Raw genomic sequence first — 26,396 nt, 5'->3', positions numbered from 1 at the left:
TATACGATGCGAAAACAGACAAACTAATTGGAGATGCTGGAATTAACCCAGGTTATTCAGTTACGCCAAATAAAGATAATGTAACAATTCCATTCTTTGGATTGTATACTCCGTTTATTGGTGATCAAAGCAAACCGTTTTCTACCGAAAAAGAATACGTTAACTCTTCATTATCTGATAATTCAGAGTGGTTAAAACCAGGATCGTATAAAATGAGGGCTGTTGGAACAGATAGTCTAGGAAGAACATTTACAGCGCAAAAAGATGAGCTATTCTTTGTAAACAATTCAAGACCAAAATTTATGTATCTTTCCCAGGTGCAGACAGTAACGGAGTTATGGAATACGATCCAGCAACAATAACAGGAATGCCGTTTTCAGGTTCTATCTACGATGACAGTATTAATGTAATGAAGGATGCTGGTTTCAGTACATTAACTCAATCAGCAAATACAGTTAGATTTTATGGCAATAGAGCTAAACCAAATCCGAATACAGCTGGTTCATTCGGTCAAATTCCTACTAATCCAGATGGTACATTCTCAGGTAAGTTAGGTTTGAATGTAACTAAAGCGATTAATAGCGTACGATTCTTTGGAATTAATCCATCAGGAGTTGGAAATTGGGGGCAAATGCCTACATTCTTCTTTGTCCAAAAAGGAAAGCCATACGTGACAGCTATTCCGAATAAGAAAACGTTAAATACAGGCAACTATACAGTAGATGCTACGAATACTGCTCCATCAGATAACAAGGTTACTTACACATTAACAATGCACAATGCAACTAACCTAAATAAACAAACGTTTAATTTCGAATATCTGAAGAAGTATTTTGATATCGAAAGTATTAAAGTGAATCCAGCTCTTGCTAGCAAAGGAACTGTCACAATGACAGATTCAGATGAAGCAGGAAGCACTGCAAAAGATTATGAAACTACTAAGAAAACAATTACTGTTGCTTTAGCTCCTGGTCAAAGCATAAATGGAGATGTCGCAGCAGTTGATGTAACAATTAGAGTGAAGAGTGGTGTGTATTATGATTACGAGTTAGACCTGAAAAACATTGCATCATCAGTAACTAACACAGGTGGAGTAACAACTCCTATTGAAGGTCTATCGATCGAATCATATGTGAATCCAACTTCTTCAAAATTACAAGTGAATACTTTAGCAGAAGCAATTCCTACAGCAACGGACTATGCAAAAGCTGGAATCATTACAAGTGTCACAGATAAGAACAACAAAGAATATCCAGGAATTACAACGAATGATAATGGTTATGTAAGAGAAGATTATAATAATTTACCAGTAACAACTGAACAACTTATGTATAACATCCATGCACCAGGTCACTTTGCATACAGCAGACCATTCACAGTATTTAGAAAAGATGGAGATGTAATCCGTGCAGAGAATGATACAGTACCTATGGTTACTATGACAGCTGGTGATGTGAATGGTGACGAAGTGATTGATGTTCTGGATGCATTAGCAATTCAGAAACAATGGGGAACGAATGAACGTAATGCAGATATCAACTTTGATGGCACAGTTGATATGGAGGATCTTGCACTCGTAGAAGGTAACTTTGGAATACAAAATCCAACAGCTCCTAATGCTCCAACACCGATAGATAAGTATAAAGGCTATACATTAGAAAGTATTAAAAAAGAATTAGAAGGTAAGTAAAAAGAGGAAGAATAGCTCTATTACTTCGAAAAAATAGGTACCGGTTACGCTTCATGATGAAGTTGCCGGTGCCTATTCTTGTTTATAGGGAGAAGTAAGAGGAAAGTCGCTGGTAAATTACAAACAAATTCAGACATTAATAGAATAACCATGTGAAATATTCAATAAATATTATGAAAATTTAAACGATTACCCCGGATTGTTTGTGGGACAGATATTGCTTGGATTATGGGCTTAGTCGCTCTTTTCGTCCTTTACAATTATCCAATGAGAAAAAAAATCAAACTTTCTGTAAATCACCAGATAGATGATAGTCGGCAGAAAACTACGTAAGTTTTCAACAGTTACGTATCTATACTGATTTTCCAGGAGGCTGACCTTAGGGATTCAGTAAACATAAATATTATTAAACGACTGTTGCCTGTTTCTTATTTTTTAGAGACAGGCAGTTATCTTTTTCGACCTAAAAGGTGAATACTAAAGCATATAAAACTGATAAAATGTAAAAAACTTCCCTTCAAGTAAAAGGAGAGGCATTGATGATGAAGAAGTGTTATAGTGGAGCCATTTTGACAGCAGGAATCATCCTTACTATTATGAGTGGATGTCAGGAAAGTAGTTTTGAGAACAATCATACTATAGATAAAGGAAAGGTGGTGGAAGAAACGATGACCCCTTCAGTTCATGTAGATCCTGCCATTGACCTCTCAAGCAAACAAACGACCTCGATTATCATTGAATTTAAAACAAAACCAGCGAAAGTAGCTGTTATTGAAGCGGAAGCAAAGGGGATTCCATTAACAATAGAGGAAGCGAAGGAGCAGGTAGAAGAAAGTCATCAAACGTTTCAAAAGGAACTTCACGAGTTATTAGATAAGAACCAAGTCCCCTATACCGTAAGACACAAATATACAACTGTCTTAAACGGTGTTTCTATGGAATTACCCGCAAATGAAATTAAAAGGTTGGCAGAATTCTCTTCTGTCATTTCAAAAATATCTCTAAATCGAAAAATCAAACTAGACCCTCCTATTTTACCTTCTGAACAACTGTGAGAATAAAGTAAGGTTGTTCTTTCTTATCTTTCGTACATAAAGACCCCTAGAACTGGAAAACTATATAAAAATTGGGGGTGGTTCATGTTGAAGAAAAGGATCTTAAAGCCACTTTTTAAGAAGCTCAATACGGAACCACAATTTCAGGAACAGTCCAATGCACAGGATATTGAATTAAAAAAACAAGATATTAATAGCAATTATGATCAAAATTTAGAGACATTTAAGTCCATTTTCAGTGTTCCTAAAAATACGGATATCAAAGTTCGCGAGTTTACCATCCGTGCCCTAAATTGCCGTGCCTTTATTATTTTCATAAGTACAATGGTTGACATACAAAGAATTCAGGAAGGTATTATGGAACCGCTGCTTGAAAATGAGCAGACTTCAGGGGAAATTGCAGATATCGTTTCATACCCAGTCGAAAAAACGGCCACCAATATTGGGGAGATTACGGAATTTATTACTGGTGGGATCACAGCACTCTTTATAGATGGAGATACCCAATGCCATTTATTTGAAACAACCGATATTCCTGGCCGTTCCATAGAGAAGTCAGATAATGAAGTGATTGTAAAAGGAGCAAAAGAAGCTTTTAACGAAAGAGTTATTGATAATATCGCCTTACTCCGTAAAAAAATAAAAAACGAAAATCTTATCGTGGAGTCTCAGGTTATTTCAAAAAGGTCAAGAAACGACGTATTTCTTGTCTACCAACAGGATCTGGCAAATGATGAACTACTTCAAACAATAAAGGATAAGTTAACTTCGCTTGATACCGATAGAATTCTCGATTTAAGTATCCTGGAGCAATATTTAGAAGAAAGACCAAGGTCCATATTCCCAACGATACTATATACAGAACGTCCTGACAGGGCAGCCTCATTTATTGAAGAGGGTCACATTGTGATACTAATGTCCAATTCCCCAAGCAGCCTGATCCTGCCGGCAACCTTTTGGTCCTTAATGCATTCACCGGAAGATCATTACTTGCGTACACCGTATGGCAATTTTATTAGGTTTTTACGACTACTTGCTTTTCTTATCGCTGTTTTTGCCTCTGCTTTTTATATTGCGATTACAAACTATCATGTAGGAATGATTCCACCGGATTTATTAATGGCGTTCGCAGGAACAAGGGAACGAGTTCCTTTTCCATCCATCATTGAAATCTTTATGATGGAAATAGCTTTTGAACTTATTCGGGAAGCTGGATTACGTGTGCCATCCCCTATTGGGCCAACCATTGGGATTGTAGGTGCATTAATTCTAGGTCAAGCTGCCGTTCAAGCTAATATCATTAGCCCAATTGTCATTATTGTTATTGCCTTAAGCGGTTTAAGTTCATTTATTATTAGTGACTTAAGCATGAATTTTGCCATTCGAATCACACGACTTTTGTTTATTTTCTCGGCAGGTTTTCTGGGCGTTTATGGGTTGACCGCCTTCTTTATGGTCATTCTCTTTTATTTAGTTTCATTAAAATCATTTGGCACACCTTACTTTGCTCCGATGACGCCGCATTTCTTCTCGTCAAAGGACCTTATTGTTCGTCATCTTCCAATTAAAGAAAGGTTTCGCCCTGGTTATTTAAAACCAAAGGATATGGTTAAACAAAGAAAGGAATAAAAAATATATGAAGAAGCAGCTTGGAAAACTTGGCGTTCGTGAATATGTATCGATTGCTATTTTAATGGTGGGTGCAAAGGCAATGGAAGATACACCAACCCATCTTTATAGTAAAGTACAGAACGCATCATGGATGATTCCTATCCTATCAGCAGGGTTATTTTTTATTCCGCTCTTTTTATTACTAAAGACTTTGACGCTGTTCCAAGACAAAGATTTATTTTCCGTTATTCAAAAATTACTTGGAAAATATCTAGGTTTTATAGTGTGCCTTCTTATATTTTTGATTAGTTCATATGCCATTTCGTTTGATACCAGGACCTATACAAATATAATACGGACGTTCTATTTTACAACCACACCTAATCTCATTATTTATGCCCTCTTAATGGTCATTTGTACATATGGTGCTAAAAAAGGGATTCAGCATATCGGCTCGGTTGCTTACCTTGTTGTTTACCTTACCGTGGTCTCTTTGTGGTTTGCTTTAATGTTAAGTACTCAAGAAAGTACGATACGAGCTATATTTCCAATCTGGGGTCCTGGTAAATTAGAAATTTTGAAGCAAAGTTCTCAAAAGCTGACTCTTTTTGCTGACTTTTTTCTGTTTACTATGTTCATCCCGTTTCTAACATCCATTAAAGAATTTAAAAAAGGTACATGGTTTGCCTTTGTATATGTCAGTATCCAACTTAGTGGAGCGATTTTAATTTTTATATGCATGTTTGATGCATCTCTTGGTGGAATAGGTTACCCATTCCATACGGCCATTCGTTTTATATCAATCGGAAACTTTCTTCCAAATGTTGAAATCATCTTTTTCGTCACATGGTTAGTGTCTGCTTTTATTCGTTTTACTGCATTTTTATATCTAAATACCCTTATGTTCGGTCATCTTTTTAAAATTAAAGACTTTGAATACTTAATTCCATCACTAGCGACAATTTATTTATTGATTGGAAGCATACCGGAAGCACCAGTTAATGTGAGCCTAGAATTTAAAGCTGTTACCTTAAATATAGCTGGTCCTACGTTTGCTGCCATTTCACTAATTTTGTGGTTAGCGGCACTGTTAAAAGGAGAATTTAAACATGAAAAAAACAGGAACAGTATGTAAATTATTGATGTTTCTATTCATTGTTTGCTTATTAACAGGCTGTTGGGATAAAGAAGAACTGGAAGATAAAGCCTATGTGATTGGGCTGGGAATTGATCGTTCAAATCATAAAGGGAAAATAAAAGTGACGATGTTACTTGCTAATCCTGAAGTAGGGAGTATGCAAGGTGGCGGTGGTTCTACAGAAAAGCCGAGAGAAATCATCACCTTTGATGCCAATGATTTCATTGCAGCGAAAGGGACGGCCAATGCGATTATCTCACGCACTATTAGTTATGAATTATTAAAAATCTTTATTGTTTCGGAAGAATTTGCAAAAGACAAAAATTTTATGACGATTTTTTCCGAAGTCGTAATGGACAAAGAAATTCGTATGGATAGTTATTTAGCGATATCGAAAGAAAATGCAAGCGAGTATTTTCTGAAAAATCGTCCAAAAATGGAAACAAGACCACATAAGTACTTTCAATATATGGTCAATCATGGGATTGAAAATGGGTTGATTCCAGATTCGACCTTATTCCGTTTTTTTACCACAACCGAAAGAGGGACTGACCTCTTTATGGCGATGTACACATCAGCCGAAAAGGATAAGAATCCTAAAGTTCATAGGGAAGATGAATACATGGCGGGTCAAGTGAATGCCACAGGTGAGCTTGACGATACACAATTTATTGGCTCAGCGGCTTTCAGGAATGGCGTGATGATAGGAAAACTAAACGGTCAAGAAACACGCACGGTTAATATTCTTGATGATACCACGAATATTAAAGATTTATTGTTGGATATACCTGATTCATTTTCGAATAATCAGAAACAGTTTGCAGCGAGGGTCTTAAAAACAAAGAGTAATAAAGTAAAAATGAACGTGAAGGGTGCTAGGCTAAAGATTGATATCACGATACCATTAAAGATTGAAATTATGTCAAACCCATCAATGGTCAACTTTGCGAAGAAAAGGAACCAACAAATAGTAAAAAGACAAATTGCTAATCATATAAAAAAAGTAAATGAAAAGTTATTTAAAAAAACCCAAACTAAATTAAAAGGTGCACCATTTCCCTTATCCATGTATGCACGAAGGTATTTTGGAACTATTCAAGAATTTAAGAAATTCAATTGGCGAAAATCGTACCTAAATGCGGACATAAGGGTACACCCGAGTATTGAAATTATTGATTTTGGAAAACAAGCAAAACCAACCAAAAGGTAGGGAATAAGGATGGGCCTATTTATTTACATTAGTCTTTTTAGTATTACTATATACACTTTTGGGTTTGCTGTCTCCTTATGGAAGGGAAAACAAAAGATGGGTGCAGTGGCCGTCTTTTTCCTCACCCTTTGTATAATCATCCTGCCTTACTTCTCGATATTATAAAATGCGGACAGTTGTCAGGCACTGTCCGCATTTTAATTGGCGGTTGGGGCTGGCACCGCCTAATGAAAAATGTATTTTGTCTTGGATGTGTAAACTTGATCTTTTTCTACTAATAATGATAGGAAATTATGGTCACCAGGTGGTTTCTGTGTTTCAAGACATAAGCCTAAATGCTTTTCCGCTTGTTTTCCTCTGATCGAAAAATCATTCCCTAACATATTGCCAGTATAAAAGACAACAGCGGGCTCTTCTGTCTCCATTTCTAGTTTCCGTCCGCTTTCCCGATCATATAAACTGATTTGCTTATGATTCTGAGCACTAAGGAGGAAGGGGTGGTCAAACCCGCCACCAACTATTTCCGTTTGCGGATGGTCAGATTCAATTCCTCGAGCTACCTTTTGACCTTCTCTAAAATCAAATACTGTCCCATCCACAGGGATAACCTTGCCAGTTGGAAGAAGAGAGGCATCTAGTTCTAAGAATGCATCGCTTTTTAACTTTAACTCATGATCAAGAATAGTTCTTTTTAAATTACCGCTTAAATTAAAATAAGAATGATTAGTTAAATTGACGATTGTTTTCTTATCAGAAACAGCTTTGTAGGTAATAAATAACTCATTATCCTCGTTGAACGTATAGATGACGGTAACATGAAGATTGCCTGGAAAGCCTTCTTCCATATCAGGGCTTGTATAGGAAAAGATGATATTCACTTCATTTTCTTTGTTCTCAACAGTAGAATCCCAAATAACGTTATGAAAACCAGTCGGTCCGCCATGAAGATTGTTTTCTCCATCATTTTTGGACAAGTTATAGCACTCTCCATCTATTTCGAAGGACGCATTTTTCATCCGGCCGGCAATCCTGCCAATCACACAACCGAAATAAGGGGAGTGATCGATATACTCTTGCAAAGTGTCAAAACCTAACACAACATTCTCTAAATTTCCTTGACTATCTGGAACATTAATTTCCGAAATAATACATCCATAGTCAATACAGGTTAATTCCATCCCATTCGCATTTGTAATGGTATAAGATTTTACCTTTCTTCCATGCAAGGTACCAAAAACAGTTTCAGTTAGCTTCATCATAATCCCTCTTTAATTCCCTTTTCGAAGATCAAATAATTGATGGTTAATCGCAACAGTATGCGGATATATATCTTTGTACACTTGATAGAATTCCTTATAGCGCTGAACGTTTTCTGGTTTTGGTTCATATACCTTATCGGCTTTAATGAAGACTTCTGCACATTCTTGAAGAGAGGAGAACCAATTCAATCCAGCTGCAGCAATCATCGCGGCCCCCATACCTGGGCCTTGTTCATTTTGTTGCTTCACGACTCTTGCGTTAAAGATATCAGCTTGTATTTGCAGCCATAATTCACTCTTCGCACCGCCGCCTATAGAAATAACGGTATCAATGGTCTTGCCATAATTGCGGAAGATTTCGACACTCTCATTAATCGAGAAAACAATCCCTTCGATGACCGCTCTAGTAAAGTCACCTTTGTTGTGGGAGCCGTCAATTCCAGTAAATGTTCCTCTTATTTTTGCATCCGCATAGGGTGTGCGTTCACCTACTAGGAATGGAGTAAAGACAAGACCATTTGCACCGATGGTCGAACCGGCAGCTTCATCTAATAGAGTGTCGAATGATTGATCTTTGGCAAAGGTTTCCTTAAACCATGTCAAACTATAGCCAGCTGCAAGCGTGACACCCATGGTATAGTAGGAATCTTTTTGTCCGTGATTGAAAAGATGAACTTTACCGCCATAATTTTTGTTTTTATCGTTCTCATATGAAAGGAACACACCTGATGTTCCGATACTGCAAAGGGCCGTTCCTTCGGATAAAATCCCTGCTCCGATTGCTCCACAAGCATTGTCTGCTCCACCTGCGAACACCTTAGTCGATGAAGATAAACCAGTGAGCTCCGCAATCTCTGGCAAAATCGTTCCGACGAAGTCTTCAGTTTCCACTAATGTAGGACAAATGGCAGCAGAGATTTCAAATGTACGAAGAATATCGGCACTCCATGATTTGTTGACAACGTCTAACATCAGCGTACCTGCAGCATCTGAGTAATCCATATGTATTTTTCCTGTTAAACGATAGCGGAGGTAATCTTTTGGAAGTAAAAATACGTTTGTTTTTTCTAGGTTTTCGGGTTCATTTTCTTTTACCCAAAGAATCTTTGGAAAGGTAAAGCCCTCTAAAGCAGGGTTTTTTGTTATTTCAAGCAGTTTACCTCCTAGCTGCTGATCAATTTTCTTGCATTGCGGGGTGGTTCGAGTGTCGTTCCATAAAATGGCGTTTCTGATTACTTGATGCTTTTCGTCGAGCAAGACTAACCCATGCATTTGTCCGGAAAAACTAAGACCCTCAATATCGACGGGGTGAATGTTTGATTCAGTAACTAACTGCTGTAATGCTGCAATTGTTTGTTCTACCCAATCTTCTGGATTTTGTTCACTATATCCTGGCTGCTGCTGGATTAATGGATAGTCTTTTGAAACCGAATAATTGACGGTGCCTTCTTGGTCAACGAGAAGCACTTTCACAGAGCTAGTCCCTAAATCTACACCAATTACATATTTCATATGGATCTCCTCACTTTTCATAGAGTTGTATAGAACTTTTGTTATTTATGTAACTTACTTTTATGTCGCCAATAACCCTGAGGATGGACAAAGCTTCTTAACTTGGCATTAAAGCTGTCTTCAACCACAAGTCAGATTCTAAACTAACTTTTTTAATTCGGTAATAAATAAACGCTATCCTTCATGTTTGTTTCAAAGGATAGCGTTTTAATCATTTAAGCTGTTTTCGTCCGAAGTTATTCCATTTCATCCAATGAATTGGCCTTCTTCAGTTAGAAGGTCCGTTAGGTAGAAAAATTGTTTAAACTTCTAATAGGTATTGGTTTAACAATGCTTTCAAGCGTTCGGTTTTCCCAGATACATTTTTAATTGTGTCATTGTTGAGTGCATAGGTCTCAAGTGTGTGGAAGTTGGCTCTTCCTTGAACAATATCAAGTCCAATTCCTTCCGTAAAGCTGCTGTAACGCTCGGCAATCACATTTTCAAAAGCGCGGTCTTCGATTAATTTATGTGCTACTTTCAAACCTCTTGCAAAGGCATCCATTCCAGCTACATGCGCATGTACTAGATCCTCTGCTTCAAAGGAAGTTCTTCTTACCTTGGCATCAAAGTTTAAGCCGCCGCGGCCAAGACCACCGTTTTGTAGAATTTCATACATTGCCAGAGTTGTAGAATATAAATCGGTTGGGAATTCATCGGTATCCCAGCCAAGTAAAGGATTTCCTTGGTTTGCATCAACGGAACCAAGAAGGCCGCTTGTTCTTGCGACACGCAATTCATGCTCGAATGTATGTCCAGCAAGTGTAGCGTGGTTTGCTTCAAGGTTTAATTTAAAGTAATCCTCTAACCCGTATTGTCTTAAGAAGGCAATCGTTGTTGCTGCATCTGTATCATATTGGTGGGTGGTAGGCTCTTTTGGTTTTGGCTCTATTAGGAATTGACCTGTATAGCCGATTTCCTTCGCATAATCAACGGCCATATGCATAAATCTTGCTAAGTTATCCAGTTCAAGTTTTAAATCCGTATTTAATAATGTTTCATAACCTTCACGGCCGCCCCAGAATACATAGTTTTCTGCTTCAAGCAGTTTGGCTGTTTCTAAACCTTTTTTCACTTGTGCTGCTGCATAGGCAAATACGTCAGCATTGCAAGAAGTAGCTGCACCATGGACGAAGCGAGGATTTGTAAACATATTAGCTGTGTTCCATAATAGTTTCGTGTTACTTGTTTTCATGTAATCTTTAATCATTTCGACAATGATATCTAAATTTTTATTTGTTTCGCTTAATGTTCTGCCTTCAGGCGCAACATCACGATCATGGAAAGCAAAGAATGGTACACCAAGCTTTTCAAAAAGTTCAAATGAAGCTTCTACTCTAGCTTTAGCCAAATCCATTCCAGTGAATTGGTTCCAAGGTCTTTCCATTGTAGCGGCGCCAAATGGATCGGATCCATCTGCAGTAAAGGTATGCCAGTATGCCACTGAAAAACGTAAAATGTCTTTCATTGTTTTCCCGCCAATAACTTCCTCAGGATTGTAATATTTAAACGCTAATGGATTTTTAGAATCCTTACCTTCATAAGCCACCTTGTTTACGCTTCCAAAATAGGTATTCATTTTTGTTTGAACCATGTTTTTTCCCTCCTGAAATAAATTGTTATTTAAAACTATGTAGCTCTAGTGGATGTAAAGTCTTGTTAGTTTGTTGTTTGGATAAACTAACTTTAATCTGATTACATCTTATAAAATTAAAGCGCATTAATCAATAGTTTTTTTTGAATATTTTATGTATATTTCCGATAAATGTTGATTTATAATAGGATTATATAACTATAAAACAACTTGACTTAATTTACGCATTATACAAACGGGGTGCGAATTTGTGATTATTGCCGATCAAATGTTAGTGAAAAAAATGAATCAAAAGGTACTGTTAAATGAAATTGTTTCCAATTCCCCTGTTTCAAGGGCAAGGTTATCTGAAATAACCGGATTAAATAAATCCACTGTTTCTTCTCAAGTCAATACGTTAATTGAAAAGAACCTTATTTTTGAAATCGGACAAGGGCAGTCCAGCGGCGGAAGAAAGCCTGTCATGTTAGTTTTTAATAAAAATGCCGGATATTCTATCGGAATTGATATAGGTGTTGATTCTATAAATGGGATATTAACGGATTTAAAAGGAAATATTGTTCTAAATCAATATCATCATCTAGAGAAACCTTCGCTTGATAAGAACAAGGATGTTTTATTTTCGATGATTAAAGACCTTACTAATCAAATCCCAGATTCTCCTTACGGGTTAATCGGCATTGGTTTATGTGTACCAGGCCTTGTCAATACCGAGCAAAAGGTTATTTTCACTCCAAATATCGTCTGGAATTATGAACTTGACTTAAAATCGCTCATTGAACAGGAATTTCAGGTACCAGTTTTTATTGAAAATGAAGCAAATGCAGGCGCATATGGAGAAAAAGTATTTGGGGCAGCTAAAAATTATGAAAACATAATCTACGTTAGCGTGGGTACTGGAATTGGGATCGGAATTGTTATTAATAATGATTTATATCGAGGGGTTAATGGGTTTGCCGGAGAAATGGGTCATCTGACTATCGATTTTAATGGGCTCAAATGCAGTTGTGGAAACCGAGGGTGCTGGGAATTATACGCCTCTGAAAAAGCATTACTACATACTTTTCAGAATAACGATACCATCACTTCCTATCAGGAACTAATTAATCTAGCAAACCAAAATGATCCGGATATATTAATGGCATTACAAAATTTCGGCTTCTACCTTGGGATTGGATTAACAAGTATCTTAAATACATTTAACCCGCAAGCGGTCATTATCCGAAACGACATTGTTGAAGCTCTCCCTATGGTGTTAAATTCGATTCGAAATTCTATTTTATCAAGAAGTAATGACAAACTTAATAATAGTCATGAGTTATTATTGTCTTCCTTAGGAAAAAATGCTCCTGCATTAGGGACATCTTCGATTGCTATTGAACATTTCTTAGAAAAGTTTACATCGTAAAATTGTATGGCTATTTCGCTACGTGGAAAGGTGGAGGACGATTTGAAAAGAACAGTATATATTACAAGAAAGCTCACCGATGATATGATCGATAAACTTTCAAATCATTTTCATGTGAGAATGTGGCACGAGGAACATGTCCCTGTTCCAAGGGATGTTTTACTAAAAGAAATAGAAGATGTGGATGGGCTTATTTGTCTTCTAACAGAAAAGATAGATGAAGAGGTCCTAAGTAAAGCCAAACAGTTAAAGGTCATTAGTAACATAGCGGTAGGCTATAATAATATCGATATTGACTTTGCTGCTAAGAAGGGAATCGTCGTAACCAACACTCCTGGCGTGTTAACCGAAACGACAGCTGATTTAACGTTTGCGCTATTAATGACGACAGCACGTAGAGTCGTGGAGTCATCTGATTTCCTGCGCAGTGGTGAATGGGGAGCATGGTCCCTTATGCAGATGACTGGACAAGATATTTATGGTGCAACCTTAGGGATTATTGGATTAGGAAGAATTGGAGAAGCACTCGTCAAGCGGGCAAAGGGCTTTGATATGAATGTTCTCTATTATAACCGGACACGGAAACCGGAAACAGAAGAAAAGCTGGGGATTCACTACAGGGAAATGAAGGATTTGTTGCAGCAATCTGATTTTGTCTGCCTTCTGTTACCTTATAGCGCCGAGGTACACCACCTTATTGGAAAAGAAGAATTGTCCCTAATGAAAAGAAATGCCATCTTGATCAATACGGCTAGAGGTGGTCTTGTCGATGAGGATGCTTTATTTCAATCATTGAAGAATGGGGAGATTTGGGCTGCTGGACTGGACGTGTTCGAACAGGAGCCAGTTCCAATTGATCACCCATTAGTATCCCTGCCGAATGTGGTTACACTGCCTCACATTGGAAGTGCCAGTGTGAAAACAAGAATGAGGATGGCGCATTTAGCTGCCGATAATATGGTGAGTGTATTAACTGGTAATGAAGCAATTACCCCAGTGATTAGCCATAAATAATAAATGTAAATTACGATACTTGTCTGAAATATTTGTTAAAAAAGGTGGTTGTTTAAAGAGTTGTCAACTCTATTTCATCATATAATTATTGGTAATTTTTCCGATATCTAGTTAATAATGAGAAGAAAATTCAATTTTTATAATGGACTCGAGAAACTCGGAGTATCAGTAGATTAATAGATTTGAAGCTATCGAAAGAACCAATTGTATTTTATTTCTGTAAATTTCTTCCTCAAATATGACAAAAATCATATGTTACGATGAATTTGCGAAAGATCGGCAAATTGTCAAAACAGGAGGAAGAAACGATGATGAAGAAAAAAGCAATTCTAACTGTAGCAGCTACGGCAGCGTTAATGATGTCAAATCCGGTATTAAATAAAGCCCATGCTGCCACTACTAGCCCTTCCGTGCAAGAAAAGGTAAATGTATACCAAGGGACAAATATGGATGAGATTAATAGTGTAATCGAAAAATATCTTGCTAGTTTAGGATTTTCATTTACACAAAATACAGTAAAGCAGCCTGTTCAGGCTCAACCAAATCAAACCGTACCAACACAGGAGCCTGCTCAAACTGCGACACCACAACCTGTGCAGCAACAACCGGTAACTGCGACACCACCAAGTTCAACACCAACTACAAGTTCGTTAAGTGCTTATGAGCAAAAAGTAGTTGATCTGACCAATCAAGAACGGGCAAAAAATGGTTTATCCGCACTTAAAGTGGATGTAACACTTAGCAAAATGGCCCATGAAAAATCCCGTGATATGTCTGCAAATGGCTACTTCAGCCATACAAGCCCGACATACGGTTCACAGTTTGATATGATGAAAAAATACGGCATCACCTACCGATATGCAGGTGAAAACATTGCGATGGGACAGCGAACTCCTGAAGAAGTAGTCAAGGCTTGGATGAATAGTGAAGGTCACCGTAAGAATATCCTTAGCCCGAACTACAACTATATCGGTGTTGGTTATGTATCACAAGGTAATTACTGGACACAGGAATTTATCGGTAAATAATGAGAGCTCGGGGACAATTTGTCCCCGAGCTTTTTGTGTCATTCACAACTTATAAAAATAATATCGAAACTCGTCATCTATTTTAAATCCTTGTTTTTCCCAAAAGTTCCATGCCTTTTTATTGGCATGCTCCACTGAAAGTTCAATACCTTTAGATTTCGTTAATAATGTAAATTCCTTTACTTTGGCAAAAAGCATTCTCCCAATTCCCCTATTACGACTCGCTTCAGCTATATAAAAGTCATTTAATAACCAGACACGCTGTAAACTTAAAGAAGAAAAAATAGGATAAAGCTGTGCAAAGCCAATAACCTCATTTTCTTGCGCTGCGATAAATATGACAGATTCTAAGTGTTCAAATTTTTCATAAAGAAAACTTTCTACTTTTGATGGGTCCTTTGGGTGCTTAAAAAACTCACGATAGGAATCAAATATAGGAACTATTTTAGGTAAATCTTCAATTGTAGCTTGTCTAATAAGTAGTTCAGTGCTCATTATCCATCCCTCGATGTTCAAAAAATTGTAATGTAGTATTTATTAAGTCGATTCACTCAAGGTTAGTTATACTTTTACATATCATGTTATTCAACAAATGCCTGTTATTGTCCTTCTTACAGTTACAAAAGAACACCTCTCATTTTTGAAGAGGTGCACTTCCTTTTTTACATCTTGTTTTCATATTCATGATAAGACTAAAAATACATATTTAAGGGAGCATCTGTTTAGCTGGTGCTCTTCCTAAGGTACCGGCTCCACCTACGCCAAATACCATGATAGCCACGCGTGCTATCCCCTCTAAAATGTACTATAACGCTAAATTATTAATAAAATATGAACTAGGTGTTAATCAATAGTTAATTTTTATATAGGTTTATATGGTCTGAAAAAACTATTCAAACGTTTGATTAAAAGATTAACAATAAAAATTTGTTATTTTAATGGAATCCAGATTTCTGAGTAGTAATCAGGACCCCAAGGATCACCGGCGAAATAGACTTCTAAATCAGGTGTGCCTGCATGCTTGTAATTGCTTGACGGAAACCATTCAGAGTATATTTGTTTCCATACTTTCTGGATTGCCTCGGGCATTGGGCCGTGAACTTCAAATACGCCCCACTTTGAAGGTGGAATCTCGAGATTCAATAAACCTTCCGGAGTGTCACCGTTATGTTCCGTTGCAATCCAGTAATCCATTAATTGCTGCTGCGTGTCTCGTTTATCGACACATATCCCAAGCACCCCATTAATTTCCCCATTATTCAACTGGAGTAATAAATCGTTGGTTCCATCTGCATGAACATCAGCCCACATTTTTGGGATCTCAATTAAGTTTTCACCATTTGCACATGAGAACTCTCGCTTGATTCCGATAACTTGGAAACTGTCTCTTTCAATAATTTTGTAATTCATATAATTCATCCTCCTTACATCTATTTGTAATTATAAGTCTTTTTAATAACCAATTTGTTACAAGCAAAAATAATTCCTTTTTCTATTTCTCTATATTTTACATACTATCCTGTCAGTCGCGAAAAATAATAAAAAAAATTGCAGGGAAGGTAAGAAGAAGATATGTTTTCATTTCGAGGCGATGCGCATAAAGTTTACCTTCGGCTTAACAAGGCCATAAACAACGGTGAATCCACCAAACATATGAAGGAATACATAGAAATTGAAGAGGTTCAAAGACTGTATCAATCACTTGATAGCAGCATGTTGCAATTAATTAAGTATCGATTGATCAAGGAAAAGAATGGATCTGGGATTATACCGATTTTTGTTTCTTCTGTCCCTTGGCTTTTGTTTCTATTTTCCAAACCATTGATGGACTTCCTTTTCAGGGATGGAAGCAAACTTTGGGCAATATTTGGGGTTACATATTTGATGATTTTAACTTTAAGTGTCATCCTTCATTTTCGAGAAAAGGCATGGGCTGCATTTCATATGGAAATCATTCAGGATATTTTAAAGGAAAGAAATCAATGAATTCAATAATTTATATCAAGAAATGAGGCCTGTCTTTTTTTAGTATGAATATTAATAAAATAGCTAAACTAATATTAAAATCTTTGGGAGGCATTTTATGGGCTTAGTAGTTTTTTTCTTCCTAGCATGGTTAGTTGTATCCCTTTTTGCAGTTATAAAGAAGAAACTAACGTTTGCCGAGAATTCATTGATTTTTTTAGTTATTTTAATTGTTAGTATAAACATTTCTTGGATTGTCATTGAGGAACTAAAGCTAATAAAACGTACTCAAGAAAGTTTGGAATATACAGCCTATCTACTCAATCGTAGTGTAATTACACCATTTCTAATCCTTATTCAGGTAAATCTACATCTACGGTGTAAAACGATGATGATGAAAATAACACTAATGGTTTTTGGTATTTTTCACTGGTGTAAGTAGTCTCTCTAACTTTTATGGCATTATAGAATATAAAAATTGGAATTATTGGTATGATGGAATATATTTTTTGATTCTAAATGGTATTGCGATTTTTTCTTATAAATTATTTGCGAGGGTCTCTCGGAATGTGGTGAGTTATTAATGATATTATGGGAAAATTATGATAAAAATGAGATTTATATCATAATTATGCTGATTGTTTCTTATACAGCATTTTTTCTATTTCCTAAAAGATTACCTACATCGATTACGATTTTATTTTTAGTTTGGGGATTCGCAAGCTCTACTTTGTTTGATTTCACCATCGGCGGTGGATTGCTTGATTTTTATAAGGTCAATGATTCTAACAAATATGAGCTGTTTGATTTACTCTCTTATTTTTTGTTTGCACCGTTCAGCTATTTTTTTGTCTACTTTTACGAACGATTTAAAATCGGCAAAAAGGCATTTATATTTTATATACTTGGTTGGTGCTTTGTAGGCTTAATAATGGAAAAAGTCTCCGGCTATATGGGACTAACACATTATCAGCATGGTTATAGTATAAAGTATTCATTGATTGTTTTTTTAGTGGTTCAGACAAGCACAGCCCTTTACTATGAATTAATAAAGAAAAATGAACCATTTTTAGAAAAGTTGAAACAGGAACATTAAAACCCATAGAAGCTTAACATCAAAAAACCGGCAAGCTCAAAACAGGGCTTTGGCGGTTTTTCTCGTTAGCAATGCGAAGTCAACTGGAAGGAGGAAAGATCCTCTTCAAAGACGAAATAGAATGATAGTATTCTATAAAGTAGTAAGGGAAGGTCCAGAGTCAGAAAAAAATTTAGAGATAGACTGTAAGAAGCGAAAAATTTTTGTTCATAAAATGTTAAAAAGTAAGGTCCAGTAGCAACGATGATAAAAGTTAAGTCTAAATGACAAAGGTGATGGGGATGTTTTTTCTATTTTTAACGGCGATGATTATTTGTTTTGTCGTGGGTACCACTTTATTGGTAAAAGGTACAGTAACAGTCGGGGCCATTGCTATTGGTGCCGGAATACTACTGTTGCTGTTTATTTTGATTTATTATGGAAAAAAGAAACATCGAAAAAAGAAATACGATTGGACTCCAGACTGTGATTGTATCCCTGATTTTGATGGGGATTGCGGGCCAGATTGTGACTGTGGGCCGGATTGTAATTAATGATTAATCTAATAAGATTTCTTGATATTGTTCCTTGTCATCGGATGAAGTCTCGGAGTATAACCATAAAGGGGTATACTCTCCCCTTATGTGCAAGATGTACGGGTATCTTGCTAGGTTATCTCTTTTTCCCGTTTTTGTTGATAGCTGGTTTACATTTCTCATTATGGCTCGGGCTCCTTTTAAATGTCCCGATGGTTCTTGATGGTTGGACACAGAAAAGGAAATATCGGATGAGTAATAATATCTTGAGAGTTACGACTGGTATAATGAGTGGATTTGGGCAAAGCGTCCTGATTGTAACCGGCAGTGATTATATAATATCCATGATTTTAGGTGGATAGAGTAGCGGGAAACTAACTCGCTTTAGTAAACATTGGCTGCATTTGCGGCAGCCAATGTTTACTAAGAACACGATCCAAACCCACTACTAAAACGGATAGAACTGATAAGTTAGAACACCAACAATGATTCCTGTGATCAATCCAAAAAATACTTCTGCAGGTTGATGCCCTAATAATTCTTTCAGCTTTTCTCTAGACTCTGTTTTCTTTAACTTCGGGTTTTTTAAGGTGTCAATTAAAAGATTGAAATCAGCTAACAATGTATTTAATACCTCTGCATGATAGCCTGCATGTCTTCGAACTCCAGTCGCATCATGCATGACAATTAGTGACACGATCACAGAAATAGCAAACTCATTTGATTGAAGTCCTGAAGTTAAACCGATAGCAGTAGTTAATGAAATAATTGTAGCTGTATGAGAACTAGGCATTCCGCCAGTGCTAAACATCAAGTTCCATCTTAATTCTCCTGAAGCAAAATAGTGTATCGGAATTTTTACAAATTGGGCAATAAACATTCCTAAAAGGGCGGCTAAAATGGGATAGGATAAAAACATGTGATCCTCCTAATTTGTGTTTGTACTTATAATATGAATAAAACCCATTATTAATCAAACTTGATTTAATAAGTCCTGGTTGTTTCCGTCCAAATAATCATGAACGAAAAAATTGAAAAACCGTTCCTTTACCTTCTGAGACTTCCACCTCACTATAAGCACCATTGATGAAGGTGATCTGTGGCGGGAGGTGCCCGCAATCAATATCATAAATAATTGGGATATCAAGCTCATCCGCAAGGTCTTGATAAACATCCTGAGCCGTAAAGTTTTCCACGGGCCTATTCGACTTACTCCGGCCAAACAGCAAGCCTGAACAGTTTTCAAACCACCCAGCTAACCTCATTTGAACCAAGGATCTCCGCAAATCAGCAGTATTCATTTCACAATTCTCAAGATACCAAATGACGGGCTCACCGTTGATATGTTGTTTTCTAAACTTTTCCACATCACCGAAGGGCGTCCCAATAAGATGTCTGATAATGTCTATACATCCGCCGAGTAATCGACCATGTATCCTAACGTGGCGGCACCCCTGAAGAGGGTGCAGTGACTCCTATGGTTGCTTCGGTTTTTAAATGCGGAAAGGTAATCATCGATATCCCCTAACACTTTTAGATGATTTTACCAAAATGTGAGAAGGGGGGCTACATATTAATCTATGACTCAAATATAATTACAACACGTTTTCGGATTTCTTGGAAAAAATTTTACAATAAATTAAAATTCATCTTTTTGTCAAATTAACTCTAGCCATTTGGAAATGAAAACGCTATAATTAAATTATGAAACAACGTACCACGATATGGAACAAAATAAAAAGAAGTTAAATATTAGGAGATGTAGATTGTGGAAACTAGATACTCAACACACCCAGATCATGCAAAAACATTTACAACAGAAGAACTTCGCAAACACTATCTGATAGAAGAGTTATTCGTCCCAGGTGAAATTAAGCTAGTTTATACAATGGAAGACCGTGCCATTGTAGGTGGCATTACACCTATGGGAGAGGTAGTTTCATTAAAGGGCTATGATGAAATTAAGGCTGATTACTTCTTAGAACGAAGAGAAGTTGGGATTTTCAATATTGGTGGAAGCGGGAAAATCACCGTTGATGGTGAGACTTATGAAATGGACAACAAAGATTGCTTGTATGTTGGTTTAGGGAAAAAAGAGTTACTCTTCACTAGTGAATCAACCGTAAGTCCAGCCAAGTTTTATTTATTCTCTGCACCAGCTCATAAAGAGTATCCCGTTCAACACGTAGCATTTAAGGATATTGAAGGTGATCGCTTAGGATCCCTTGAGAATGCAAATGACCGAGTGATTCGCCGCATGATCCATAACGAGGGAATCCAAAGCTGCCAAGTGGTTATGGGAATGACGCAATTAAATACTGGAAGCGTCTGGAATTCAATGCCAACTCATACACATGACCGTAGAATGGAAGTCTACCTCTACATAGATTTAGATGAAAATGCAAGAATGTTCCATATGATGGGGGAGCCAACCGAAACGCGTCATCTTGTGATGAAGAACGAACAAGCGGTTATTTCACCGCCGTGGTCGATTCATTGTGGCGGAGCAACCAGCAATTATACTTTTATCTGGGCGATGGCCGGAGAGAATAAAACCTATAATGACATGGATCAAGTAACCATGGACCAATTGAGATAACTTATAAACTGCTAGATTAAAACACATAAAAGAAGAGGTGCTTAATAAATGAGTTTAAGAGATTTTTCACTAGATTTTTTTAAGTTAACAGATAAGGTTGCGATTGTAACAGGAGGAAATACGGGTCTTGGCCAGGGATATGCGATCGCATTAGCTAAAGCCGGAGCAGATTTATTTATTGTTTCCCACGATACCAATTGGGAAGAAACCAGAGCTCTTATTGAAGAGACAGGAAGCAAAGTCCACTTTCATCAGGCCGACTTAACGGTAAGGGAAAATATTAAGAATATTGTCTCTGAGTGTCTGAATGTTTATGGGAAAATAGATATCCTCGTGAATAATGCGGGAACGATCCGTCGCACGCCATTACTAGAATACAAACAAGAAGATTGGGATGCGGTCATGGATATTAACCTGAACGCAGTCTATTTTCTAAGTCAAGAGGTTGCTAGAGTAATGGCTAAGCAAGAAAGCGGAAAAATCATCAATATCGGATCGATGCTGTCCTTCCAAGGTGGTAAATTTATTCCGCCATACACAGCAAGTAAGCATGGGGTGGCGGGTCTTACAAAAGCATTTGCAAACGAATTAGGACATTACAATATCCAAATTAATGCGATTGCACCAGGGTATATTGCTACCGCTAATACTGCACCGATTCGTGAGGATGAAGAACGGAACGCGGAAATTCTTTCTCGTATTCCTGCAGGAAGATGGGCAGATCCATCAGACCTTATGGGGGTAGTTGTCTTCTTATCTAGTCGAGCCTCCGATTATATGAATGGACATATTCTAGCAGTCGATGGTGGTTGGTTAGCCCGTTAATCAGGGTTATTACATAAGCTAAAGGCGGTTCAAGATATATTGTAAATCAAAGCCGCCTTTGCTTTATTTGATTCAGGAACATACCACAGCATGTCTCAATTTTTTTGCTTAAAAATTACCCATTATAAACCGAAAGGTAAGGTATGCAAATTATGAAAATTATGAAGACGATTGAAAAGATTCCTGGTGGTCTAATGCTGGTTCCATTGTTTTTAGGGGCGATAATTCACACTCTCGCACCAAAATCTGGTGAATATTTCGGTTCATTTACGAATGGTTTAATGACCGGTACGGTACCAATTTTAGCCGTATGGTTCTTCTGTATGGGTGCAGGTATTAATATTAAAGCGACAGGTACGGTTTTAAGAAAATCAGGAACACTTGTCGTAACAAAGATAGCGGTTGCATGGGTAGTTGCGATCGTTGCATCTATGTTTATCCCGGATGGTGGAATTCAAACAGGCTTTTTTGCTGGATTCTCAGTTCTTGCTTTAATTGCATGTATGGATATGACTAATGGCGGTCTATATGCTTCAATTATGCAGCAGTACGGTTCCAAAGAAGAAGCAGGTGCGTTTGTACTAATGTCACTTGAGTCGGGTCCACTAGTAACGATGTTGATCCTTGGCTCAACTGGTTTAGCGGCATTTCAACCGCAAGCATTTGTAGGCGCTGTCTTACCTTTCTTAGTAGGGTTTCTACTTGGTAACTTGGATAAAGATTTCCGTGAATTTTTCAGTAAAGCAACACACACAATGATTCCATTCTTTGGTTTTGCCCTCGGTAACTCGATTGACCTAACAGTAATTGCAAAAACAGGTCTTGCTGGAATTTTATTAGGTCTTCTTGTAATCGTTATCACTGGTGTTCCATTAATGCTGGCTGATAAATTTATCGGTGGCGGAAACGGTACAGCAGGACTTGCTGCTTCTAGTACAGCTGGAGCTGCAGTTGCCAATCCGATGATCATTGCCACAATGAAACCAGAGTTTCTTCCTATTGCGCAATCGGCTACTGCTTTGTGTGCAGCTTCGGTAATTGTAACATCCATATTAGTACCTATCCTTACGGCCTATTGGTCCCAACATATGAAAAAGAAAAACAATGGACCAGGTGTACATGAAGGAAACAAAGCCACTGCTTGATAATCAAATCAAGGGAGACATATTCTTTGTATGTCTCTCTTTCAATTAATAGGAGGATTGATCCGTATGAGTAGAATTATTACTGTAGGAGAACCTATGGCACTCTTTGTAGCGGAGAAAGAAGGTTCATTGGAGAACACAGAGCGTTTTGACCGTTTTGTTGCAGGTGCTGAGGTCAACTTCTCCATTGGTATGTCACGTTTAGGGCATCCGGTTACATATATCACCCAATTGGGAATGGACCCGTTTGGGAAAAATATAGAAAATTTTCTTCAGCAGAATGCGATTGATACCACGTATGTTACTTATGATGCGAACTATTTAACAGGTATGCAGTGGAAGGAAAAGGTAGTAAGCGGTGATCCAGAAGTGTTTTCAGCTAGAAAGAATTCCGCTGCTTCACATATGGATCTGGAAACGATCGCTCATTTGAACTGGGATGGCTTTGACCATATTCATTTGACAGGGATTCCCCCTGCATTGTCCGCCGGTTGCAGAGAGATGGTTTATGAACTAATGAAAGAGGCGCGAGCAAGAAGCGTCCAAATCTCCTATGATCCTAACTTGCGCCCAGGTCTTTGGCCTGACAAGCAAGAAATGGCTCAAGTGATTAACGACCTGGCGTGTCGAGCAGACATTGTTCTTCCAGGCATCGAAGAGGGAAAGCTGTTAACGGGTAAACAAGACGTCCAAGAAATTGCTGAGTATTATCACGCAGCCGGTGTAAAAACAGTTGTTATTAAGCTCGGGGCAAAAGGTGCATTCACAAGCTCAGACGGTGAGCAATTCTACACTGATGGTTTCCAAGTAGAAAGAGTCGTTGACACGGTAGGTGCTGGTGACGGCTTTGCTGTCGGGGTGGTCAGCGGGATATTGGAAGGTCTTCCCATCATGGAATCCGTAAAACGCGGGGCAGCCATCGGTGCACTTGCAGTTATGTCACCAGGAGATAACGATGGCTTACCTGATAGAGACAAATTGGAAGCTTTTATTGGAGACTCGCTGGTCAAGGGTTAACATTAATTGTACAAAAAAAAGTAAAGAAAACCGATTTTATGGTTTCCTTTACTTTTGTATTTTAGTGCTTCCCTGTATAACCAAGATTTCTTGAGATAGCGATACTATACTGTTTCATTTTTTCAATTAATGTATCGTTGATCAGATCCATCGTTACTCGATTACTTGGACCAGAAATACTAAAACTCGCAATAATCTTTCCTTTATGATCAAAGATTGGAGCAGCAATACATCTTAAGACTACTTCATTCTCGGCATTATCTAATGCATAGCCTTGGCTCTTAACCTTTTCGATTTCTTCAATAAATTCTACCTTAGAGGTTATTGTGGAAGGTGTCTTGGGAATGAAATTTATATTTGAAATGAGTTCGTTAAATTCGTCCTGGTTTTTGTCTGAAAGTAATATTTTTCCAACACCGGTACAATACATGGGAGCACGGCTTCCAATCCGGGAATACATGCGAATCGTTTGTGTACTTTCAATTTTATCAATATAGACAACTTCACCGCGGTCTTCGATGCATAAATGAACGGTTTCGTTGACTTCTTGTGATAATTTTTCTAGAAACGGTTTCGAAACAGTTACAATATCTGAGTTATTTAAAAGATTTCTAGAAAGAAAGAGGACTTGTAATCCAAGTTTATATTTGTCTGTTTCTTCATCTTTCACGACATAATTCATACTCGATAACGTAGCTAACAGTCTATGAATGGTGCTTTTTGTTAGTCCAACCTGCTCCGATAGCCGTGTAATCTGGATACCATCTGGATATTCAGATAGCTTGTTTAATATAGTTAGAGCTCTTTCAAGTGATTGAACATTAGACATCTCTTTCTACCTCTTTTTCAGTGATATTCATTTCACGATTTTAAAACACTGTTCTATTATATGATACGGTATAGAGAATCTTTTGTAAAATCAATTAGAACTATTGAAAAATAACGATTCAAAAAGAAAAATAATAGAGAGATGTGATTGAAATGATGAAAAAAATAAATATTTTAACGAAAATTGCAGAATGTGGCGTAGTAGCCGTGGTAAGGGCAGATTCAAAGGAAGAGGCAGTTAACATTTCCGAAGCTTGTGTAGAAGGCGGTATTCAAGGGATTGAGGTTACTTTTACCGTACAAGGCGCAGATGAAGTAATTAAAGAATTAGCAACCCTTTATCAACATAATAAAGATGTAGTGATTGGTGCAGGAACAGTCCTTGATGCGGCAACAGCACGGATTGCGATTTTGGCGGGGGCGCAGTTTGTTGTGAGTCCTGCATTTGATCAGGAAACAGCAACCCTTTGTAATCTCTATCAAGTACCTTATATGCCTGGCTGTATGACGATCACTGAAATGAAACGTGCATTAGAAGCTGGCGTAGATATCGTGAAACTATTCCCTGGAAGTGCATTTGGTCCAGAGTTTGTCAAAGCAGTAAAAGCTCCACTTCCACAAGTAAATATTATGCCAACTGGCGGTGTCGATTTAGATAATGTGGATCAATGGATTAAAAATGGCTGTGTGGCTGTTGGAGTAGGCGGTAATCTAGTTTCACCTGCTAAAACAGGGGAATTTGACAAGATCACCGACTATGCAAAACAGTATATCGAAAAAGTTCAAGCGGCAAGAGGATTATAACTTTGTTTTTCTATATTTTAGGCTATGTTAAAGCTTATTGTTGATTTTTGTACATGTTGATTGGAGCGGAAATCAACAGCCAAGTATAACAGAGCCATATTTTAAAAAATGAAAATAATACCAGTTTTTTGATACAATGAATTATATAAAGGAGGAATAAATGATGCCAACAAATTTGAAAGACACGACTACATTAAGCAATGGAGTAAAGATGCCATGGGTGGGATTAGGCGTTTTTAAAGTAACCGAAGGGGAAGAGGTTATTCAGTCTGTAAAAGCTGCTATCAAAAACGGATACATAAGCATTGATACAGCCGCTATTTATGGTAATGAAGAAGGTGTAGGCCAAGCCATTAAGGATTCAGGCGTTCCCCGTGAGGATTTGTTTATTACAACAAAGCTTTGGAATTCCGAACAGGGATATGAATCAACGTTAAAGGCGTTTGAAACAAGTCTTACTAAGCTTGGACTTGATTACTTAGATCTTTATTTAATTCACTGGCCAGGAAAAGATAAATATAAAGAGACATGGAAGGCGTTTGAAAAGCTTTACAAAGAGGGGCGTGTGCGTGCGATTGGCGTAAGTAACTTCCAAGTTCACCATTTAGAAGATTTAATCAGTTCTGCAGAGATTAAACCGATGGTAAATCAGGTGGAGTTCCATCCGCACTTAACCCAAAAAGAGCTTCTTGCCTTTTGTAAAAATGAAGGTATACAACTGGAAGCATGGTCACCTTTAAAACAAGGGAAGCTTCTAAGTGAACCGGTTCTTGAAGATCTTGCGCATAAATATAATAAATCTGTTGCTCAAGTGATCTTGCGCTGGGATATACAGCATGGAGTGGTTACGATTCCAAAATCAATCAAAGATCATCGCATTATTGAAAATGCGGATATTTTTGATTTTGAATTAACCACTGAGGATATGGATAAAATTGATGGGTTGAATCAAGATAGCCGTGCTGGCTCCCATCCGGATACGATGAGCGTAGGCTTTTAATATTTCAAGCGTCTGCCATTCAGAAATGAATGGCAGACGTTTTT

At 37.5% G+C, this 26,396-nt stretch carries 26 protein-coding genes and 1 pseudogene; 19 read left to right on the top strand and 8 right to left on the bottom strand.

What is annotated here, in order from left to right; genetic code table 11:
* The first annotated feature begins 337 nt into the window (after positions 1-337).
* The 5 genes from AB7942_RS04550 (at position 338) to AB7942_RS04530 (ending at position 6,704) form a co-directional block, all read left to right on the top strand.
* A complete protein-coding gene (locus AB7942_RS04550) occupies positions 338-1,690 on the top strand; it encodes a dockerin type I domain-containing protein (RefSeq protein WP_369445970.1) in 1,353 nt (450 codons plus the stop codon).
* A 539-nt stretch (positions 1,691-2,229) separates the two neighbouring features.
* Entirely contained in the window at positions 2,230-2,745 is a 516-nt protein-coding gene (locus AB7942_RS04545) for a protease inhibitor I9 family protein (RefSeq protein ID WP_369445969.1), read from the top strand.
* 84 nt (positions 2,746-2,829) lie between these two features.
* Positions 2,830-4,374, top strand: a complete 1,545-nt coding sequence (locus AB7942_RS04540) for a spore germination protein (RefSeq protein ID WP_369445968.1) — start codon at positions 2,830-2,832, stop codon at positions 4,372-4,374.
* Positions 4,375-4,381: 7 nt separating this feature from the next.
* Positions 4,382-5,491, top strand: a complete 1,110-nt coding sequence (locus tag AB7942_RS04535; protein ID WP_369445967.1) for a GerAB/ArcD/ProY family transporter — start codon at positions 4,382-4,384, stop codon at positions 5,489-5,491.
* The gene (locus AB7942_RS04530) at positions 5,466-6,704 is read left to right on the top strand and encodes a Ger(x)C family spore germination protein (RefSeq protein WP_369445966.1); all 1,239 of its coding nucleotides are present in this window, start codon (positions 5,466-5,468) and stop codon (positions 6,702-6,704) included. The genes AB7942_RS04535 and AB7942_RS04530 overlap by 26 nt, the downstream gene beginning before the upstream one ends.
* 224 nt (positions 6,705-6,928) lie before the next feature.
* On the opposite strand, the gene AB7942_RS04525 is transcribed toward AB7942_RS04530, so the two are convergent.
* The 3 genes from AB7942_RS04525 to xylA all read right to left on the bottom strand — a co-directional run bounded on the left by AB7942_RS04525 (position 6,929) and on the right by xylA (position 11,108).
* Positions 6,929-7,960, bottom strand: a complete 1,032-nt coding sequence (locus AB7942_RS04525) for an aldose epimerase family protein (RefSeq protein WP_483310841.1) — start codon at positions 7,958-7,960, stop codon at positions 6,929-6,931.
* A 12-nt stretch (positions 7,961-7,972) separates the two neighbouring features.
* On the bottom strand, positions 7,973-9,475 hold the full coding sequence (xylB, locus tag AB7942_RS04520) for a xylulokinase (protein ID WP_369445964.1): 1,503 nt from the start codon (positions 9,473-9,475) through the stop codon (positions 7,973-7,975).
* Positions 9,476-9,776: 301 nt separating this feature from the next.
* Positions 9,777-11,108 (bottom strand): xylose isomerase, encoded by a 1,332-nt coding sequence (xylA, locus tag AB7942_RS04515; RefSeq protein WP_369445963.1) that lies wholly within the window; start codon positions 11,106-11,108, stop codon positions 9,777-9,779.
* Positions 11,109-11,358: 250 nt separating this feature from the next.
* On the opposite strand from xylA, the gene xylR reads away from it, so the two are divergent.
* The 3 genes from xylR to AB7942_RS04500 all read left to right on the top strand — a co-directional run bounded on the left by xylR (position 11,359) and on the right by AB7942_RS04500 (position 14,558).
* Positions 11,359-12,516 (top strand): transcriptional repressor XylR, encoded by a 1,158-nt coding sequence (gene xylR / locus AB7942_RS04510; protein ID WP_369445962.1) that lies wholly within the window; start codon positions 11,359-11,361, stop codon positions 12,514-12,516.
* 42 nt (positions 12,517-12,558) lie between these two features.
* On the top strand, positions 12,559-13,530 hold the full coding sequence (locus AB7942_RS04505; RefSeq protein WP_369445961.1) for a 2-hydroxyacid dehydrogenase: 972 nt from the start codon (positions 12,559-12,561) through the stop codon (positions 13,528-13,530).
* A gap of 311 nt (positions 13,531-13,841) precedes the next feature.
* Positions 13,842-14,558, top strand: a complete 717-nt coding sequence (locus tag AB7942_RS04500; protein WP_369446134.1) for a CAP domain-containing protein — start codon at positions 13,842-13,844, stop codon at positions 14,556-14,558.
* Between the two features lie 42 nt (positions 14,559-14,600).
* Here AB7942_RS04500 and AB7942_RS04495 read toward each other — a convergent pair whose 3' ends face one another.
* Positions 14,601-15,053: a GNAT family N-acetyltransferase gene (locus tag AB7942_RS04495; RefSeq protein WP_369445960.1), complete on the bottom strand. Its 453-nt coding sequence runs from the start codon at positions 15,051-15,053 to the stop codon at positions 14,601-14,603.
* A gap of 435 nt (positions 15,054-15,488) precedes the next feature.
* Positions 15,489-15,968 (bottom strand): GyrI-like domain-containing protein, encoded by a 480-nt coding sequence (locus AB7942_RS04490; protein WP_369445959.1) that lies wholly within the window; start codon positions 15,966-15,968, stop codon positions 15,489-15,491.
* Between the two features lie 162 nt (positions 15,969-16,130).
* On the opposite strand from AB7942_RS04490, the gene AB7942_RS04485 reads away from it, so the two are divergent.
* From AB7942_RS04485 to AB7942_RS04465, 5 genes are all read left to right on the top strand, one after another.
* Positions 16,131-16,544: a hypothetical protein gene (locus AB7942_RS04485; protein WP_369445958.1), complete on the top strand. Its 414-nt coding sequence runs from the start codon at positions 16,131-16,133 to the stop codon at positions 16,542-16,544.
* A gap of 97 nt (positions 16,545-16,641) precedes the next feature.
* On the top strand, positions 16,642-16,965 hold the full coding sequence (locus tag AB7942_RS04480; protein WP_369445957.1) for a hypothetical protein: 324 nt from the start codon (positions 16,642-16,644) through the stop codon (positions 16,963-16,965).
* Positions 16,966-17,106: 141 nt separating this feature from the next.
* Positions 17,107-17,619 (top strand): hypothetical protein, encoded by a 513-nt coding sequence (locus AB7942_RS04475; protein WP_369445956.1) that lies wholly within the window; start codon positions 17,107-17,109, stop codon positions 17,617-17,619.
* A gap of 263 nt (positions 17,620-17,882) precedes the next feature.
* Entirely contained in the window at positions 17,883-18,152 is a 270-nt protein-coding gene (locus AB7942_RS04470) for a hypothetical protein (protein ID WP_369445955.1), read from the top strand.
* Positions 18,152-18,496, top strand: coding sequence for a DUF2085 domain-containing protein (locus AB7942_RS04465; protein ID WP_369445954.1), 345 nt, complete (start codon positions 18,152-18,154; stop codon positions 18,494-18,496). Before AB7942_RS04470 ends, AB7942_RS04465 begins: the two co-directional genes overlap by 1 nt.
* Before the next feature lie 86 nt (positions 18,497-18,582).
* Here the strand turns inward: AB7942_RS04465 and AB7942_RS04460 are convergent, their stop codons facing one another.
* Both AB7942_RS04460 and AB7942_RS04455 read right to left on the bottom strand, forming a co-directional pair.
* A complete protein-coding gene (locus AB7942_RS04460; protein WP_369445953.1) occupies positions 18,583-19,053 on the bottom strand; it encodes a divergent PAP2 family protein in 471 nt (156 codons plus the stop codon).
* Positions 19,054-19,150: 97 nt separating this feature from the next.
* Positions 19,151-19,576, bottom strand: a pseudogene (locus tag AB7942_RS04455) (S66 peptidase family protein); the annotation flags it as partial.
* 326 nt (positions 19,577-19,902) lie between these two features.
* On the opposite strand from AB7942_RS04455, the gene kduI reads away from it, so the two are divergent.
* The 4 genes from kduI to AB7942_RS04435 all read left to right on the top strand — a co-directional run bounded on the left by kduI (position 19,903) and on the right by AB7942_RS04435 (position 23,720).
* On the top strand, positions 19,903-20,733 hold the full coding sequence (gene kduI, locus AB7942_RS04450; RefSeq protein ID WP_369445952.1) for a 5-dehydro-4-deoxy-D-glucuronate isomerase: 831 nt from the start codon (positions 19,903-19,905) through the stop codon (positions 20,731-20,733).
* Positions 20,734-20,781: 48 nt separating this feature from the next.
* Positions 20,782-21,558 (top strand): 2-dehydro-3-deoxy-D-gluconate 5-dehydrogenase KduD, encoded by a 777-nt coding sequence (gene kduD, locus AB7942_RS04445; protein ID WP_369445951.1) that lies wholly within the window; start codon positions 20,782-20,784, stop codon positions 21,556-21,558.
* Between the two features lie 152 nt (positions 21,559-21,710).
* Positions 21,711-22,703 (top strand): 2-keto-3-deoxygluconate transporter, encoded by a 993-nt coding sequence (gene kdgT / locus AB7942_RS04440; protein ID WP_369446133.1) that lies wholly within the window; start codon positions 21,711-21,713, stop codon positions 22,701-22,703.
* A gap of 66 nt (positions 22,704-22,769) precedes the next feature.
* On the top strand, positions 22,770-23,720 hold the full coding sequence (locus AB7942_RS04435) for a sugar kinase (RefSeq protein WP_369445950.1): 951 nt from the start codon (positions 22,770-22,772) through the stop codon (positions 23,718-23,720).
* Positions 23,721-23,781: 61 nt separating this feature from the next.
* On the opposite strand, the gene AB7942_RS04430 is transcribed toward AB7942_RS04435, so the two are convergent.
* A complete protein-coding gene (locus AB7942_RS04430) occupies positions 23,782-24,549 on the bottom strand; it encodes an IclR family transcriptional regulator (RefSeq protein WP_369445949.1) in 768 nt (255 codons plus the stop codon).
* Between the two features lie 155 nt (positions 24,550-24,704).
* On the opposite strand from AB7942_RS04430, the gene AB7942_RS04425 reads away from it, so the two are divergent.
* Together AB7942_RS04425 and AB7942_RS04420 are read left to right on the top strand one after the other, a co-directional pair.
* Positions 24,705-25,352 carry a bifunctional 4-hydroxy-2-oxoglutarate aldolase/2-dehydro-3-deoxy-phosphogluconate aldolase gene (locus AB7942_RS04425; RefSeq protein ID WP_335440200.1) on the top strand — a complete coding sequence of 216 codons (648 nt, stop codon included), beginning with the start codon at positions 24,705-24,707 and terminating at the stop codon, positions 25,350-25,352.
* A 163-nt stretch (positions 25,353-25,515) separates the two neighbouring features.
* Positions 25,516-26,352, top strand: coding sequence for an aldo/keto reductase (locus AB7942_RS04420; protein ID WP_369446132.1), 837 nt, complete (start codon positions 25,516-25,518; stop codon positions 26,350-26,352).
* Positions 26,353-26,396: the final 44 nt, after the last annotated feature.

It is taken from the genome of Neobacillus sp. BF23-41, from assembly GCF_041106275.1.
Note: the sequence above shows the minus strand (reverse complement) of the source record. Positions and strands in the feature narration are given on the sequence as shown.

Bases quoted from the DNA above. Each gene is read 5' to 3' on its own strand.
- AB7942_RS04490 (WP_369445959.1), bottom strand. From the start codon at position 15,968: ATGAATTACAAAATTATTGAAAGAGACAGTTTCCAAGTTATCGGAATC.
- AB7942_RS04485 (WP_369445958.1), top strand. From the start codon at position 16,131: ATGTTTTCATTTCGAGGCGATGCGCATAAAGTTTACCTTCGGCTTAAC.
- kdgT (WP_369446133.1), top strand. From the start codon at position 21,711: ATGAAAATTATGAAGACGATTGAAAAGATTCCTGGTGGTCTAATGCTG.
- AB7942_RS04500 (WP_369446134.1), top strand. From the start codon at position 13,842: ATGAAGAAAAAAGCAATTCTAACTGTAGCAGCTACGGCAGCGTTAATG.
- kduD (WP_369445951.1), top strand. From the start codon at position 20,782: ATGAGTTTAAGAGATTTTTCACTAGATTTTTTTAAGTTAACAGATAAG.
- xylB (WP_369445964.1), bottom strand. From the start codon at position 9,475: ATGAAATATGTAATTGGTGTAGATTTAGGGACTAGCTCTGTGAAAGTG.
- AB7942_RS04465 (WP_369445954.1), top strand. From the start codon at position 18,152: ATGATTAATCTAATAAGATTTCTTGATATTGTTCCTTGTCATCGGATG.
- AB7942_RS04430 (WP_369445949.1), bottom strand. From the start codon at position 24,549: ATGTCTAATGTTCAATCACTTGAAAGAGCTCTAACTATATTAAACAAG.
- AB7942_RS04420 (WP_369446132.1), top strand. From the start codon at position 25,516: ATGCCAACAAATTTGAAAGACACGACTACATTAAGCAATGGAGTAAAG.
- AB7942_RS04540 (WP_369445968.1), top strand. From the start codon at position 2,830: ATGTTGAAGAAAAGGATCTTAAAGCCACTTTTTAAGAAGCTCAATACG.
- AB7942_RS04525 (WP_483310841.1), bottom strand. From the start codon at position 7,960: ATGAAGCTAACTGAAACTGTTTTTGGTACCTTGCATGGAAGAAAGGTA.
- AB7942_RS04495 (WP_369445960.1), bottom strand. From the start codon at position 15,053: ATGAGCACTGAACTACTTATTAGACAAGCTACAATTGAAGATTTACCT.
- AB7942_RS04425 (WP_335440200.1), top strand. From the start codon at position 24,705: ATGAAAAAAATAAATATTTTAACGAAAATTGCAGAATGTGGCGTAGTA.
- AB7942_RS04435 (WP_369445950.1), top strand. From the start codon at position 22,770: ATGAGTAGAATTATTACTGTAGGAGAACCTATGGCACTCTTTGTAGCG.
- AB7942_RS04550 (WP_369445970.1), top strand. From the start codon at position 338: ATGGAATACGATCCAGCAACAATAACAGGAATGCCGTTTTCAGGTTCT.
- AB7942_RS04545 (WP_369445969.1), top strand. From the start codon at position 2,230: ATGATGAAGAAGTGTTATAGTGGAGCCATTTTGACAGCAGGAATCATC.
- AB7942_RS04460 (WP_369445953.1), bottom strand. From the start codon at position 19,053: ATGTTTTTATCCTATCCCATTTTAGCCGCCCTTTTAGGAATGTTTATT.
- xylA (WP_369445963.1), bottom strand. From the start codon at position 11,108: ATGGTTCAAACAAAAATGAATACCTATTTTGGAAGCGTAAACAAGGTG.
- AB7942_RS04475 (WP_369445956.1), top strand. From the start codon at position 17,107: ATGATATTATGGGAAAATTATGATAAAAATGAGATTTATATCATAATT.
- AB7942_RS04530 (WP_369445966.1), top strand. From the start codon at position 5,466: ATGAAAAAAACAGGAACAGTATGTAAATTATTGATGTTTCTATTCATT.
- AB7942_RS04470 (WP_369445955.1), top strand. From the start codon at position 17,883: ATGACAAAGGTGATGGGGATGTTTTTTCTATTTTTAACGGCGATGATT.
- AB7942_RS04480 (WP_369445957.1), top strand. From the start codon at position 16,642: ATGGGCTTAGTAGTTTTTTTCTTCCTAGCATGGTTAGTTGTATCCCTT.
- AB7942_RS04535 (WP_369445967.1), top strand. From the start codon at position 4,382: ATGAAGAAGCAGCTTGGAAAACTTGGCGTTCGTGAATATGTATCGATT.